Raw genomic sequence first — 14,596 nt, 5'->3', positions numbered from 1 at the left:
AAAAAACATTAATTTTAGAAATTCTAAAACATTTCTTTTGAAAAAACTAGTTTTACCGCTAAGCCTTATGGTCCCTGTACTGTTTTTCTCCCAACAAAGAAAAAAAGATACAGCAACCACTAAAGTGACCGATATAGAGGAAGTTGTCTTCCAGAAAAAAGCAACAGGAAGAACCAATGACCTTACCAATGTAAGAATTTCAGCGAAAGAAGCAAAATCAGTAGCTTCTATTAATGGTGGGATTGAGGGATTGCTTAAAACACTGCCTTCCGTAAACTCCAATACCGAGCTGTCTTCCCAATATATGGTTCGTGGTGGAAACTATGATGAAAACCTTATCTATATTAATGATATTGAAATCTACAGACCTTTCCTGATCAGAAACTCACAACAGGAAGGGATGAGTATCATCAACCCGGATATGGTGTCTGCAGTAAATTTCTCTGCAGGTGGATTTGAAGCCAAATATGGGGATAAAATGTCTTCTGCTCTGAATATCTATTACCGTGAGCCTGAAAAATTTGAAGTTTCAGGTGAGGCGAGTTTAATTGGAGGAAGACTTACAACAGGTCTGGGTTCCAAAAATAAAAAATTTACCGCCTTATTTTCCGGGAGATACAGAAATACCAACCTTGTTCTTAATACCTTAAAAGAAGATACAGATTTTAATCCAACCTATTGGGATTTCCAGTCTTATCTGAACTATCATGTGAGTGATAAATTCAGCATGTCATTCATCGGATATTATTCCAAGAATGATTATGAGATGATTCCCAGAGCCAAAAGTGTAACTTTCGGAAGTCTTCAGCAGCCTATTACCGTCAATATTGGTTATGGAGGTCAGGAAAATGACCAATATAAAAATATGATGGGTACATTTTCTATGAACTATAAGCCTGCAGACAAATGGAAGCTTACTTTAGATGCTTTTGCTTATCAGAACAGAGAAAGAGAATATTACACGATACAGTCAGCTTACGAGCTGCAGACTTTTGATCCGGTAACACAGCAGCCTGTGACTTCTTTCGATGTAGGAGGACAGATAGAGCATGCAAGAAACGATTTGTTTGTAAGAACATACGGAACACAGTTCAGAGCGAAATTTTCACCCAATGTCAATACAGACTTTGAGGTTGGTTTTAAATATGAAAAAGAAAACCTGAAGGATCTTACCAATGAGTGGAAACTGATAGATTCTGCCGGATATAGCCTTCCAAGGCCGGAAATTATTGATCCGAGAACAGGAACAACAGGCGATCTTAAGCTTGCTTATTATATTGCCGGACAAAATAATATAGAGCCTACAAGACTTTCAACATACGCACAGTATTCACAAAAGTTCTACTGGGGAGCCAGTAAAGTATTTGTGAATGCCGGAGTACGTGTTGCCAACTGGAGTTTCAATAAAGAAACCATATTCTCACCAAGAGCTCAGTTTGCCATCAAACCGGACTGGGACAGTGATATGTTGTTTAAAATTTCAGGGGGAATCTACTATCAGGCTCCTTTTTATAAAGAAATCAAGGATTTAGATGGTAATTTTAATTCCAATATAAAATCACAACGCTCTATCCAGGTCATTCTTGCCAATGATTATGAGTTCCAGATGTATGACAGGCCATTCAAACTGACAACGGAACTCTATTACAAGAAAATGGATAATCTGATTCCTTATTATATGGATAACGTAAGAATCCGATATTCAGGGCAGAATAATTCCAAAGGATATGCCTATGGTATTGATACCAGATTATTCGGAGAATTTGTTCCAGGTGTAGATTCTTGGTTATCTGCGAGTTATGCAAGGGTGTATGAAAATATTGATGGAAGAGGAGATATTCCAAGACCTACAGATCAGAGGTTGAGGTTTGCGATGTTCTATCAGGATTATATGCCAAGTTTTCCGTCTATGCGCGTGAACCTTACTCTGGTGTACGCTATGGGGTTACCTACAGGAGCTCCCGTCATGTTTAACAGTAACGGACAGCCGGATTTTGGCTCAGCTTATAATTATCAGCAGACTCTTCCTTCCTATAAAAGGGTAGATTTAGGGCTGACAAAAGTATTTATTGATCCGAAAGAAAAAAATAAGAGATCCGGTTTCTGGGGTAATTTTGAAGAACTGACATTAGGCGTTCAGGTTTTCAATGCATTTAACATCAACAATACTGTTGCAAACCAGTGGATTACAGACTATAACAGCAATTATATGTATCCAGTTCCGGTACGTCTTACAGGGCGTTTCTTCAACGTGAAGCTGGAATTCAAACTATAGAATTACGATCAAAAATAAAATAGCAGAGAGCTTTCGAATTTTTTCGGAAGCTTTTTTGTTTACCCGAATTTTATAACAACATTACCAAATTCTATAACAAAGGTTTCGAAGATCTTTTTACCTTTGCCTTATCAATGAAAAAGATTCTTGCCATACTGTTTTCTGTTTTCTACTTCGGGTTTTCTTCCGGAGCAGCTTTCAGCATTCATTATTGCATGAAAGAATTTGTTTCTGTAAGCCAGAAAGCAGATGATATCTGCGGGAAATGCGGTGTTAAAGACAAAAAAGGATGCTGCAAAACAGAGATTAAAATAGTAAAAACAGATGATTCCCAGAAGTCAGATCTGCTCAAAATTGATTTTTTAGGCCAGATTTCAGAGATCCCTGTGAAACAGCAGTTTGCAATTGTAGACAAGTCTTTTTCGGCAACCAAATTTACCCAGATTCAGATCAATGCACCGCCAGAATACCGGCCGGTACCAATCTACATTAATCATTGTAATTTTAGAATTTAGAATCCGTCAGTCGTTTCCGGTATCATTTTCATATACTGTTTAGGCGACATGTTCTGACGCATTTACTGATGCGTTACCAATATTCCTTATTAAAAAATTAATTCTAAAATTTAATACAATGAAAAAATATATCATCACAGCAGCCTTATCTTTATTCTCAATCGTTTCATTATCTGCACAATCTAAAAAGGATGCTCAGGTTTCTAAACTATACCAGAATTATATTGCTATCAAATCAGCGTTAGCTTCAGATGACGCAGAAAAAACTTCAAAAGCCGCAACAGAATTTATTAAAACAGCTTCTGTTATTGATTATAAAGTAGTTTCTGAGGGAAATCTTAATATTCTCCGAAAAGATGCTTCTGTTATTTCTGAAGCAAGAAATGTTGCCGCACAAAGAGAAACCTTTTTCAATCTTTCGGATAATATGATCGCTCTGACCAAACAGTTCAAACTTTCCGATAAACCAGTTTACGTTCAATATTGCCCAATGGCAGACGGAAGCTGGCTAAGCGATGAAAAACAGATCGTTAATCCATACTACGGAAAGTCTATGCTTTCATGCGGAAGTGTAAAGTCAGAGATTAAATAATTATCGTATTATTCATTAAAATAACAAGTTGCATAACTTGAGTTATAATTAACTTTAAGTTATGCGATTTCTAAAAAGTTCGAAATATTATGAAAAAGCTGATAATGTTTCTGGTGCTTTTGTTCTCTGTATTTACTTTCGCACAAACAACAAAAATATCTTATACATGCCCCATGCATCCTGAAATTGTTTCAGATAAACAGGGAAAATGCCCTAAATGTGGGATGGAATTGGTAGAAAAAGAAATTGATTCTTCTATAAATATGGAAAATCTTAAAGAAGAAAAATCTATTTTAAAACGTAATTCTGAAAACGGAAAAATTACTTTTGGAGGGAAACCGGTTCGTTATGATCTCTATGTAAAAGATACTATTGTCAATTTTACAGGAAAAAACAGAAGAGCCATTGCGATCAATGGAAAACTTCAAGCTCCTACTTTATATTTTACAGAAGGTGACACTGCCGAAATCTACCTGCACAATATGCTTAAAGAAAATACAGGGCTGCACTGGCACGGAGTAATTCTTCCCAATGAGCATGACGGTGTTCCATACCTTACTACAAAACCTGTAAAACCGGGAGAAACCCATTTATATAAATTCAGGATTTCTCAGAACGGAACGTATTGGTATCATTCTCACGAAGCACTGCAGGAGCAGATAGGAATGAATGGTATCCTGGTTTTCAAAAAAAGAGAAGGAGAGCCTCAAACACAATATAATGCTGAAATTCCGGTATTATTGGGAGATTGGAGTGATGATGATCCTATGCAGATTGCAAGAAGACTTCATATGGCCAACACAGACTGGTATGCGGTAAAGAAAAATGCAGTACAGAGTTACTGGGAAGCCATTAAATCCGGAAATTTAGGTACAAAAGCCCTGAATGAATGGAAAAGAATGGAAGCGATGGATGTAAGTGATGTCTATTACGATAAATTCTTAATCAATGGTACTCCCAGTTCAGATTATTCTGATTTAAAAGCTGGTGATAAAGTAAGGCTGAGAGTTGCCAATGGAGGTTCATCTACCTATTTCTGGCTCAATTATGGAGGCGGAAAGATAAAAGTAGTGGGTAATGATGGTAACGATGTTGTACCAACAGAAGTTGACCGCCTGATTGTAGGAGTTTCTGAAACCTATGATATTGAAGTGACAATTCCCGAAAATAAAAGCTTTGAATTCAGAGCAACTTCTGAAGACAGAATAGGACACGCTTCTCTTTGGCTGGGTTCAGGTGAAAGGGTTGAAGCTCCCAATCTTCCAAGGCTGATGCTTTTTGAAGGAATGAAAATGATGAACGGAATGATGGAGATGAGCGGAAATATGAAACCGATGAATATGACGATGGGAAACCAGATGATGGATATGAATGAAGTGATGTATCCGGAATTGTCTGAAAATCAAAGAAAAACTACGGCAAAGCATATCAATGAGATGATGGGAGTGAAAACCCAAGAAGATAAAAAAGAAGATCATTCCCAACACTCAGGAATCGATATGAAGGAAGAGAAAACAATCAAGAGACTGTCTTACAATATTTTAAAATCTCCTGAGAAAACCATTCTTCCTGCAGACAGCATTCGTGAAATGAAATTTACGCTGGAAGGAAATATGAACCACTATCTTTGGACGCTGGATAATAAAACGGTAACAGAAACGGATAAAATTCTGATCAAAAAAGGAGAGGTTCTTAGAATCACGATGTATAACAATTCTATGATGCGTCACCCGATGCACCTTCACGGTCATGATTTCAGATTAATCAATTCAAAAGGAGAATACTCTCCCTTGAAAAATGTAGTAGATATTATGCCGATGGAAACGGTAACAATAGAATTTGCTGCCAATCAGGATGGAGACTGGTTTTTCCACTGCCATATTTTATACCATATGATGGCAGGAATGGGAAGAATCTTCAGCTATGAAAATTCAAAACCTAATCCTCAGCTGCCCAACAGAAAACTGGCCTGGAAAAACTTTATTCAGGATAATAAAATGACCAGTTCTATGGCAATGCTGGATGTTGCAAGCAATAAGATCCACGCAGAGACAATGACGATGTTCGGACCAAGATGGGCTAACCTTAATGAGTTTCATTCCAACTGGAATTTTGATCATTTTGAAGGAAGTGCAAAAGTAGGACGATTTTTAGGAAAATTCCAATGGGCGCTTCCTTATGCAGGAGTAAGAGTTCAGAAGAATCATGAAATTATAGAAAGACAGATGGCAGAAGATATGGGAATGGATTTTTATGGTAAAAAGACCTGGTTCGGACAGCAGAAAGCTTCAAAAAACAGATTTGCATTCATGTTGGGAATGCAGTATGTATTGCCAATGTTGATCACGGCTGATGCAAGTGTCGATCAGAACGGAAAAGTATTATTAGGGCTAAGTCGTGAAGATATACCACTTTCCAGAAGGCTGAGAGGGAATTTCAGTGTCAATTCAGACGGTGAGTTTTCAACAGGACTGAGATATATTTTTCAGAAATGGCTGTCCCTTTCAGGAAATTATGATAATGAAATGGGCTGGGGTGCAGGTGTTACTTTAACCTACTGAATAAAACCAAATTATAGTAAAAAGCTGTCTCTTATTGAGGCAGCTTTTTTTGGACACGGTCAATTTTCGTGTGGAGAATTTCTTTGTAAACGCAGAGAATAGATGATTCTACGGTATTGTTTAAGGCAGCAAAGAGATGTAACTTTAAGTGATACATTCACTTAGAAATGATCAATGAAATGGATTCCAGCTTTTGATCCCTTAAAAATTTCTGCGCTTTTTTATTGTATTAAGTCATAAATTTTAAAACTCATAACTCATCATTTATAATTATCCTAGCACTGTAACTCCTTTTTCAATCATTTCATAGATGGCATCTCTGGCGTTATCAGGTTTTACGTTGACGGCACGTGTACCGTTGAAATGAAGACAAGTTACATATCCGTTGGCTACCGCATCCTGTGCTGTGAACTTAACACAATAATCCAGGGCCAGTCCAACGATTTCTACCAATTGAATGTCGTGATATTTTAAGAAGTCATCCAAACCGGTTTTCATAAAGTGGTTGTTATCCTGGAAACCGCTATAGCTGTCAATTTCAATATTTTTACCTTTCTGTACAATATGGGTTACTTTGTCTCTGTTCAGATCTTTATGAAATTCTGCTCCGAAAGTTCCCTGAATACAGTGATCCGGCCACATAAACTGAGGAACACCATTTAAAATAATACTTTCTCCTACCTTTCTTCCATTGCTGCTCGCAAAGCTTTTGTGCCCTGCAGGATGCCAGTCTTGTGTAAGAACTACCTGATCATATGCATTTTCCTCCATCAAAAGATTGATGTATGGAATAATTTCGCTGGCTCCAGGGACTGCAAGTGCTCCGCCTTCACAAAAATCATTCTGTACATCGACTATTATTAACGCTTTTTTCATATTTTGATTTCTCGAATTTTTGATAAATTTACAAAACTAATCTTCAAAAATTTGTCCAAACCCGAATTATCGGACAAATCGGCAACATAAATTTTTCAATGCATATCAGGGAAGAACTTAAAAATTAAAATAATTAAGTTTTGTCTGCAGCGTATGCTATTTTGAGACCCAAACCAAATATCAATAGCTTATCTTTGCGGAAATAAGTATTTTATGTCATTTGAATCGTTAGGATTATCACACAATATTATTCGTTCTGTCAAAAAACTAGGGTATTTAAAACCGTTCCCAATACAGGAGCAGGCTGTTCCTGTCATTTTACAAGGGAAAGATCTCATGGGAATTGCCCAGACAGGTTCCGGAAAAACGGCTTGCTTTGTAATGCCGATTCTGGAAAAACTACAGAATGCAGAAGTTAAAAAAGACCGTAATGTTCAGGTTTTGATATTGGTTCCTACCCGTGAGCTGGCAATCCAGATTGATGAAGTGTTCAGAGCGTTCACAGAAAATTTAAAGAGAGAAGTTCGTACAATGGCAGTGTATGGAGGGGTTTCTATCAATCCACAAATGAAGGGAATGTTTGGTGTGGAAGTTTTGATTGCCACTCCGGGACGTTTGCTGGATTTGATTGATCATAATGCAGTGAGTATTTCGGGAATTAAGCATCTGGTGATTGATGAAGCTGATAAAATGTTTCAGCTGGGCTTTGGTGAAGAAATGAATAAACTTTTTGCCATGATGCCTGTAGCGAAACAAACTACTTTGTTTTCAGCGACCCTGAATGATAAAGTTTCAGAAATGAAAGAACGCCTTTCTATCAATCCCACGATTATTGAAATTACAAAAGAAGAAGTTGAAATTGATAATATCGAACAGCTGGCGTATCATGTTGCTCCGGAAAATAAAGGACCTTTTTTACGATATCTGATCAAAGAAAAGAAAGTGGAAAAGGCTTTGATTTTTGTTTCGTCTACAAGATCTGCAGATAATCTGGTAGAGAAACTTAAAAAGAATAAAATAAAAGCGGTGGCCATTCACAGTCAGAAGTCTCAGGGAGCGAGAAGAAACAATCTTGAAGAATTTAAAGTAAACGGAGCTCAGATCTTGGTGGCTACAGATTTAATAGGCCGTGGAATTCATATTGAATCCCTGCCGTGTGTGATCAATTACGAGTTACCCCGTTCGCCGCTGGATTATATCCACCGTATTGGCAGAACAGGACGTGCCAATGAAAAAGGAACGGCAATCAGTATTCTGACGGATGATGAATTGCAGCATTTTCGGGTGATTCAAAAGAAAATGGGTAGAAAAGTAACCCTGCAAAGAACAGAAGGTATTGATTTACATGGATATTAATCATTGATTATAAATAGAAGGGCTTCAGTTTATACAATTGAAGCCTTTTTTAATGAAAAATCGATACCACAAAAATCATTATCGGTACAATTAATGCTTTATTCACTTTAAATTCTTGAATTTTTGATAAATTCGCACAAGCTGATATTTGTAAATTATTCTAATGAATAATGAGAGGACAAATCGGCAATAATTAAAAAAATTAAAACCTGAGTAATGAGTGATTTAGAGAAAAAAAAGTTTCCAATAGGACCATTTGAAGTTCCTGAAAACATTTGTGATACCACATTGGATACTTATATCAACGTAATTAAAGACTTTCCCGGCAGACTAAAAAATCTCATTGAACATTTTACAGATGACCAGTTAGATACTCCTTACAGAGAAGGAGGCTGGACGGTAAGGCAGCTTGTGAATCACCTTTCTGACAGCCATATGAACAGTTTTATGCGTTTCAAACTGGCTCTGACAGAAGAAAACCCTACCATAAAACCTTATGATGAAGCGAAATGGGCGGAACTTCAGGACAGTTTTCATATGCCTGTAAAACCGGCAATGAGAATGTTGAAAGGAACACACCAAAGATGGGTAGTTCTTCTTAAAAGCCTTACGAATAAACAGTTTGAAAGAACTTTTCATCATCCTGAGCATCAAAAGAATTATAATTTAAGAGAAAGCCTAGCTTTATACGTGTGGCACTGTAATCATCATTTTGCTCATATTGAAAATCTGAAGATAGAAAAAGGTTGGTAAGGAAGAGTCTCAATAGTCCAATATATTATCAGGAAATTAAAGACAGAATTTCCCTGTTATCTGAAAATTCTCATGGAAAATGGGGAAAAATGAATGGGTGTCAAATGTTAAAGCATTGTGATCTGGTTCTTCAGGTGGCTTTGGGAAAGCTGGAACTTCCCCGTATTCATGTTATGTTTGAGGCAATAGGGATTTTTACTAAAATAGAAATGTATATTTTCAATAATGGAATTCCCAGAAACATGCCTACTTTTCAAAAACTAATCGTTAATTTTGAATGTGATTTTGATGTATCAAAAGCCAATCTGCTGAAAACACTGGAGGAATTCCGGGAAGCTTGTGAAAAACACAGACTGCCGGAACGTCACAGATTATTTGGTAAAATGACTGAAAAAGACTGGACATTTTTAGAATACAAACATCTTGATCACCATCTAAAACAATTTAATGTATGAGTTTTTTTGATAAAATATTCGGTGGAAAAAGCGAAACCCCTGACCAAAAAACATTCTGGAAAAAGATAGAATCTGAGGAGGATCTTACAAAAGCTATAGAAGACTCTTTTCAGAATAAGATCGCAATATTCAAACATTCTACAAGCTGTTTTATCAGCAGAACTGTTCTGAAAAATTTTGAAAAAGAAGTAGAGAATTCAGACCATCCGGTGAATGTGTACTATCTGGATTTATTGGCTCACAGATCTCTTTCCAACAAAATAGCAGCAGATTTTGAAATCAGACATGAAAGTCCGCAGCTCATTGTCATAGAAAACGGAAAACCTGTTAACAGTGCCTCGCACCAGGACATTTCTTTAAGTCAGATTGTATCATGAAGAATATAAATAATTATTTAGCCAAAGTTTTAAATGTTCCGCTTCAGAATGTGAACACCTGCAGCCTGCACTATGAAGTAAAGAAAATTCCTAAAAACCAGTTTCTTCTTCAGTATGGTGAAATCTGCCGTCATATTTTCTTTGTAGAAAAAGGGCTGATAAAGATGTATTCCATTGATAAAAACGGAAAAGAACATATTATCCAGTTTGCCCCGGAAAGCTGGCTGATTTCTGACCGAAGCAGCCTTTATTTCAATGAAAAATCCATTTATTATATAGAAGCAGTGGAAGATTCTGAAGTTTTGTTTCTTCATCCGGATTTCTTCAACAAGCTGGTAGAACAGTTTCCAAACAGCATAGAAAGAAGTGATTTCCTTCTTCAGAAACACATCAGAAGTCTTCAAAACAGAATCAACTCCTTATTGGGAGAAACTGCAGAAGAAAGGTATATGAAATTCATAAAAATGTACCCGGATTTGCTGCTGAGAGTTCCACAATGGATGATTGCTTCCTACCTTGGAATTACTCCTGAAAGTCTGAGCCGTGTAAGAAAAGAGCTGGCAAGAAAAAATTTCATCCCGGATAATAAATAGGAAAGGCCGGAAGAAGGAAGCTTGAAGTTCTGGTAAATATAAAAGAACTTCAACAGCTATTGTTTAGATAGAATTGAAATAAGTTATTCTTAAAACTATAATAACTTCCATCATCCATCATCCTTACTTCAAATAAATCTTTTTGGCAAGCTGTCCAACCTGTCTGAGTTTCGTCTGTGTATTTTCCGACCAGGGAAGCCCTATACAGAGCCTCATACAGTTTTCAAACTGCTCCTGAAAGGTGAACATTCTTCCGGGAGCTATACTGATGTTTTGCTTGATGGCGAGATCGTACAATTCTGTTGTGCGGATATTTTTATCAAATTCTACCCACAAAGACAAACCTCCCTGAGGACGGCTTGTTTTCGTACCTTCCGGAAAAGATTCTGCAATAGTCTGTACATAGTTCTGATAATTGAACTGTAATGTTTTGCGAAGCTGCTGGAGATGCTTTTCATATTTTCCGGATTTCAGGAAGTTAGCCACTGCTTCATTCACAATGGAAATAGAAGAGGTAGAATGCAGAAGTTTCAGCTTCATGATTTTTTCTTTATATTTTCCCGGAGCAATCCAGCCTACACGATATCCGGGAGCCAGAGTTTTTGAAATTGAGCTGCAATACAGTACATTTCCGTTTGTATCAAAAGATTTGCAGCATTTCGGACGGCTGGAACCAAAATAAAGGTCTCCATATACATCATCTTCTATCAACGGAATATCATTTTCAGAAAGTATTTTTACAATTTCCTTTTTATTCTCATCAGGCATACAGCTTCCCAAAGGCGAATTAAAATTGGGTATCAACAGGCACAGATCTATTTTAGGAATTAATTTTTTTAAAGTATTGATTTCTATTCCGGTAGTAGGATGGGTAGGAAGTTCCAGAACCTTTAAACCCAATCCATTGGCCAGCTGAAGAATTCCGGGGTAGCAGGGACTTTCGATCGCAACGGTATCTCCCGGTTTTCCCAAAGCCATCAAACAGAAAGAAAGGGCATTCATCCCGCCATTGGTGGTAATCAGATCATTTTCGCTAAGATTTCCTCCCCACTGTAAGGAACGTACTGCAATCATTCTTCTTAATTTCAGATTTCCCTGAAGCTCTTCATATTCGGTTCCTCCGTCTTTTAATTCTCTGGTGGCATTTACAATTTCTTTCTTCAGTTTAGCCTGAGGCAACAGATCTCCGGAAGGAATTCCAATTGAGAAAAAGGTAAGGTCTTTTTTACCCATATTTTCATATACTTTACTGATCAGCTCATCCGGTTCATCGTTATTGGCGATCAATGACGGACGGCTTACTTCGGGCAAAGGAAGTTTTGCAGAGAGCAGCTGGCTTACAAAATAACCGGATTGCGGCCTGGACTCTACCAATGACTGGGATTCCAGTTCCAGAAAAACACGTTTGGCTGTATTCATACTTACCTGATGCTCCTGGCATAGCATTCTCACTGAAGGAAGCTTGTCTCCAGCCTTTAGAATACCATTTCTGATCTGTCCTGCAATGCCATCTGCAATTTCTGTATACAAAAATTCTTTACTCATATTTTTAAACTGTGCTCATGCAAATATACAAAACTGATACTGTGTTTATCGAATTATCCTTTCTAATTTTGAACATCAATTAAAAGCTTGAATACAATGTTGACAAAACAAATATCAAAAGATGAAAATATAAGTGGCTGGATCAATGGTTTTATAGGGGTAGTCTTGTTTAGTGGAGGTTTGCCGGCCACTAAGTTAGCCGTAATGGAAATGAGTCCCATTTTTGTAACGATTGTTCGTGCAGCTGTGGCAGGAGTTCTGGCACTGGTTGTATTATGGCTGGGTAAAGAAAAACGGCCTGTCAAAAAAGATTTAATCCCGTTATTGCTGGTTTCTCTTGGCTGTGTGGTAGGGTTTCCCCTTCTTTCTGCATTGGCTCTTCAATATCTCACTTCAGCGCATTCTATTGTATTCCTGGGAATGCTGCCTTTGGCAACTGCAGTATTTGGGGTTATGCGAGGTGGGGAAAGACCTCATCCTATATTTTGGTTTTTTTCTATTATAGGAAGTCTTTTGGTGATCGGCTATGCTGTTTCGCAGGGAATATCAGCTTCACCTATTGGCGATATTCTGATGCTTTCTGCTGTTATTTTATGTGGGATGGGCTATGCTGAAGGAGCTAAATTATCCAAAACATTGGGAGGATGGCAGGTAATTTCCTGGGCTTTGGTATTGGCGCTGCCTGTAATGATTCCTTTATTTTTTATGTATTTTCCGGCTGATATTCAGAATGTCAGCTTTCAGGGATGGTTTGGGATGGCTTATATCTCTCTTTTCAGTATGTTCATTGGTTTTATATTTTGGTATAAAGGATTGGCACAGGGTGGAATTGCTACTGTTGGTCAGTTACAATTGCTTCAGCCTTTCTTTGGCCTCGCACTCGCTGCATGCTTTCTTCATGAGCAAGTGAGTATGGGAATGCTTGGTGTAACAGTAGGAGTGATACTATGTGTTGCAGGAACTAAGAAATTTGCAAAATAAGTAGAAGTGCGATCCTTAAAAATCCTTTTGCTGCTGCAGTAGGATATATGGAAAGCCTTATTTCTTTTTGAAATGAGGCTTTTCGTTTTCATAATCGAAATGTTGCAATAAATTTCCTGCGGTTTTAATTCTCAAATAACAAATATAAAATAGATTCGTTATTAAATGTAAGTCCATAAGATAAAATGAGTGATAATCACTAAAAAAATTAACACTATTTAACTTTTTAAATAATTGTTAAGGTGTGGTTTTTGTATACGCACTGTAACCGATTACCAATGATATTTTTACTAAGAATAAGAAGATAGGAATAAGAAAACAATTCCAAAAAAAGCTATTATGGTTATCGACGAAAATATTTTGATTTCAGCGGGAGCAGAAACAAAGCATTATATCTCTTCAGAAACAATTTTCTTTGAAGGGCATATTCCTAATTATTATTATCAGATTATTAAAGGGGAAGTAAAACTTAACAATTATAATGAGGAAGGTAAAGAGTTTATTCAAAATATTTTATCAGACGGGGAAAGTTGTGGAGAATCTATCCTTTTTATAGAAAAACCTTATCCTGTAAATGCGGAAGCCATTACAGAATGTAGCGTTTTAAGACTTCATAAGTCTGCTTTTTTCAATCTGCTGAATCAGTCTCCGGAATTATATATGGAGGTAAACAGCTTCCTGTCAGAACGTCTTTATTATAAATTCATTATGATGCAGAGCCTCTCATCTCAAAACCCTTCTATACGGCTTAGAGGACTAATGGATTACCTTAAAAGTTCTCAAAAAGATCGTACTCCTTATTCTTTTTTAATTCCCTTAACCAGACGGCAAATGGCTAGCCTTACAGGGCTTTGTGTGGAAACCGCTATAAGAACGATTAAACATATGGAAAGAGATAAAATTGTGAGAATTGAAAATCGCAAAATTCTATATTAATCTTGTTTCAGGCATATTATTTGTTTTTTTATTTAAAATATATCGAAATTATGAAAACAATAAGCTGCATGAATATTGATGAAAATCTTTTGTACTCTTTTGGTGCAGAAGATAAGAACTATAAAAAAAGGGAATCGGTTTTTAGAGAAGACGATCATGCAATTTATTATTTTCAGATCAGTGAGGGGAAAGTAAAACTGAATAATTATAATGAAAACGGAAAAGAATTCATTCATAATATTCTGGGCAAAAAACAAAGCTTCGGAGAAGCCATGCTTTTTCTCAATCAGGATTATCCAATCAATGCCATATGTCTTGAAGATTCCCGGATTATAAGACTTCCCAAAAAAAAATTCTTTGAAATGATCACGCAGAATCCTGATCTTTCTCTGGAAATGAATGCATGCCTTTCACAGGAAATTTTTTACAAATTAAAAATGATGCAAAGTTTGGCATCACAAAACCCCATGCAAAGATTAAAGGGTTTACTTGATTATCTTAAAAGCTATCATGATGAAGACTGCCATCAGTGTTTCCATATTGCATTTACTCGGCAGCAGATCGCCAATCTTACAGGCCTGCGTGTAGAAACTGTAATCAGAAACTTAAAAAAAATGGAAAAGGAAGGGATGCTTTCTTTACAAGATCGTAAAATTTTATATTAAATATGATTTTAGTGACTCAAATCATAAAAAAGTGAGTTATTCTTATGTACATTTGATGCAACAGTTTTCAATACCATTCCTGAGATATTAATTAAGATGAATATAAAATATTCATT

The 14,596-nt window shown here is 36.7% G+C and carries 14 protein-coding genes; 12 read left to right on the top strand and 2 right to left on the bottom strand.

Annotated features, from left to right (window positions below):
- Positions 1 to 37 precede the first annotated feature (37 nt).
- The 4 genes from C8D70_RS02090 (at position 38) to C8D70_RS02075 (ending at position 5,943) form a co-directional block, all read left to right on the top strand.
- A complete protein-coding gene (locus tag C8D70_RS02090) occupies positions 38 to 2,275 on the top strand; it encodes a TonB-dependent receptor plug domain-containing protein (protein WP_110366236.1) in 2,238 nt (745 codons plus the stop codon).
- A gap of 134 nt (positions 2,276 to 2,409) precedes the next feature.
- A complete protein-coding gene (locus C8D70_RS02085; RefSeq protein WP_228407958.1) occupies positions 2,410 to 2,790 on the top strand; it encodes an HYC_CC_PP family protein in 381 nt (126 codons plus the stop codon).
- Between the two features lie 118 nt (positions 2,791 to 2,908).
- Complete coding sequence (locus C8D70_RS02080) at positions 2,909 to 3,382, top strand: DUF3347 domain-containing protein (protein WP_076594641.1); 474 nt, start codon at positions 2,909 to 2,911, stop codon at positions 3,380 to 3,382.
- A gap of 89 nt (positions 3,383 to 3,471) precedes the next feature.
- On the top strand, positions 3,472 to 5,943 hold the full coding sequence (locus tag C8D70_RS02075; RefSeq protein ID WP_110366235.1) for a multicopper oxidase domain-containing protein: 2,472 nt from the start codon (positions 3,472 to 3,474) through the stop codon (positions 5,941 to 5,943).
- A gap of 270 nt (positions 5,944 to 6,213) precedes the next feature.
- Here the strand turns inward: C8D70_RS02075 and pncA are convergent, their stop codons facing one another.
- The gene (pncA, locus tag C8D70_RS02070; protein WP_076594643.1) at positions 6,214 to 6,819 is read right to left on the bottom strand and encodes a bifunctional nicotinamidase/pyrazinamidase; all 606 of its coding nucleotides are present in this window, start codon (positions 6,817 to 6,819) and stop codon (positions 6,214 to 6,216) included.
- Positions 6,820 to 7,032: 213 nt separating this feature from the next.
- Here pncA and C8D70_RS02065 point away from each other — a divergent pair, with 213 nt between their 5' ends.
- The 5 genes from C8D70_RS02065 to C8D70_RS02045 all read left to right on the top strand — a co-directional run bounded on the left by C8D70_RS02065 (position 7,033) and on the right by C8D70_RS02045 (position 10,353).
- Complete coding sequence (locus tag C8D70_RS02065; RefSeq protein WP_110366234.1) at positions 7,033 to 8,175, top strand: DEAD/DEAH box helicase; 1,143 nt, start codon at positions 7,033 to 7,035, stop codon at positions 8,173 to 8,175.
- 216 nt (positions 8,176 to 8,391) lie between these two features.
- Entirely contained in the window at positions 8,392 to 8,928 is a 537-nt protein-coding gene (locus tag C8D70_RS02060; RefSeq protein WP_110366233.1) for a YfiT family bacillithiol transferase, read from the top strand.
- On the top strand, positions 8,922 to 9,383 hold the full coding sequence (locus tag C8D70_RS02055) for a DUF1569 domain-containing protein (RefSeq protein WP_228407957.1): 462 nt from the start codon (positions 8,922 to 8,924) through the stop codon (positions 9,381 to 9,383). The genes C8D70_RS02060 and C8D70_RS02055 overlap by 7 nt, the downstream gene beginning before the upstream one ends.
- The gene (gene ytxJ, locus C8D70_RS02050) at positions 9,380 to 9,760 is read left to right on the top strand and encodes a bacillithiol system redox-active protein YtxJ (RefSeq protein ID WP_110366232.1); all 381 of its coding nucleotides are present in this window, start codon (positions 9,380 to 9,382) and stop codon (positions 9,758 to 9,760) included. The genes C8D70_RS02055 and ytxJ overlap by 4 nt, the downstream gene beginning before the upstream one ends.
- Complete coding sequence (locus tag C8D70_RS02045) at positions 9,757 to 10,353, top strand: Crp/Fnr family transcriptional regulator (RefSeq protein WP_034698263.1); 597 nt, start codon at positions 9,757 to 9,759, stop codon at positions 10,351 to 10,353. Before ytxJ ends, C8D70_RS02045 begins: the two co-directional genes overlap by 4 nt.
- Positions 10,354 to 10,476: 123 nt before the next feature.
- Here C8D70_RS02045 and C8D70_RS02040 read toward each other — a convergent pair whose 3' ends face one another.
- Positions 10,477 to 11,898 (bottom strand): PLP-dependent aminotransferase family protein, encoded by a 1,422-nt coding sequence (locus C8D70_RS02040; RefSeq protein WP_110366231.1) that lies wholly within the window; start codon positions 11,896 to 11,898, stop codon positions 10,477 to 10,479.
- A 96-nt stretch (positions 11,899 to 11,994) separates the two neighbouring features.
- Between C8D70_RS02040 and C8D70_RS02035 the strand changes: the two genes are divergently transcribed.
- From C8D70_RS02035 to C8D70_RS02025, 3 genes are all read left to right on the top strand, one after another.
- Complete coding sequence (locus C8D70_RS02035; RefSeq protein WP_076594648.1) at positions 11,995 to 12,879, top strand: DMT family transporter; 885 nt, start codon at positions 11,995 to 11,997, stop codon at positions 12,877 to 12,879.
- Between the two features lie 339 nt (positions 12,880 to 13,218).
- The gene (locus C8D70_RS02030) at positions 13,219 to 13,815 is read left to right on the top strand and encodes a Crp/Fnr family transcriptional regulator (protein WP_110366230.1); all 597 of its coding nucleotides are present in this window, start codon (positions 13,219 to 13,221) and stop codon (positions 13,813 to 13,815) included.
- Between the two features lie 50 nt (positions 13,816 to 13,865).
- Complete coding sequence (locus C8D70_RS02025) at positions 13,866 to 14,480, top strand: Crp/Fnr family transcriptional regulator (protein WP_228402423.1); 615 nt, start codon at positions 13,866 to 13,868, stop codon at positions 14,478 to 14,480.
- The last annotated feature ends 116 nt before the right edge of the window (positions 14,481 to 14,596 follow it).

Source organism: Chryseobacterium sp. CBTAP 102, from assembly GCF_003201365.1.
Lineage (GTDB): Bacteria > Bacteroidota > Bacteroidia > Flavobacteriales > Weeksellaceae > Chryseobacterium > Chryseobacterium candidae.
This window is presented reverse-complemented; position numbering and strand designations above follow the sequence as displayed.

Excerpts from the sequence above, each read along its gene's own strand:
- C8D70_RS02085 (WP_228407958.1), top strand. The coding sequence starts at position 2,410 with ATGAAAAAGATTCTTGCCATACTGTTTTCTGTTTTCTACTTCGGGTTT.
- C8D70_RS02080 (WP_076594641.1), top strand. The coding sequence starts at position 2,909 with ATGAAAAAATATATCATCACAGCAGCCTTATCTTTATTCTCAATCGTT.
- C8D70_RS02075 (WP_110366235.1), top strand. The coding sequence starts at position 3,472 with ATGAAAAAGCTGATAATGTTTCTGGTGCTTTTGTTCTCTGTATTTACT.
- pncA (WP_076594643.1), bottom strand. The coding sequence starts at position 6,819 with ATGAAAAAAGCGTTAATAATAGTCGATGTACAGAATGATTTTTGTGAA.
- C8D70_RS02065 (WP_110366234.1), top strand. The coding sequence starts at position 7,033 with ATGTCATTTGAATCGTTAGGATTATCACACAATATTATTCGTTCTGTC.
- C8D70_RS02060 (WP_110366233.1), top strand. The coding sequence starts at position 8,392 with ATGAGTGATTTAGAGAAAAAAAAGTTTCCAATAGGACCATTTGAAGTT.
- ytxJ (WP_110366232.1), top strand. The coding sequence starts at position 9,380 with ATGAGTTTTTTTGATAAAATATTCGGTGGAAAAAGCGAAACCCCTGAC.
- C8D70_RS02045 (WP_034698263.1), top strand. The coding sequence starts at position 9,757 with ATGAAGAATATAAATAATTATTTAGCCAAAGTTTTAAATGTTCCGCTT.
- C8D70_RS02040 (WP_110366231.1), bottom strand. The coding sequence starts at position 11,898 with ATGAGTAAAGAATTTTTGTATACAGAAATTGCAGATGGCATTGCAGGA.
- C8D70_RS02035 (WP_076594648.1), top strand. The coding sequence starts at position 11,995 with ATGTTGACAAAACAAATATCAAAAGATGAAAATATAAGTGGCTGGATC.
- C8D70_RS02030 (WP_110366230.1), top strand. The coding sequence starts at position 13,219 with ATGGTTATCGACGAAAATATTTTGATTTCAGCGGGAGCAGAAACAAAG.
- C8D70_RS02025 (WP_228402423.1), top strand. The coding sequence starts at position 13,866 with ATGAAAACAATAAGCTGCATGAATATTGATGAAAATCTTTTGTACTCT.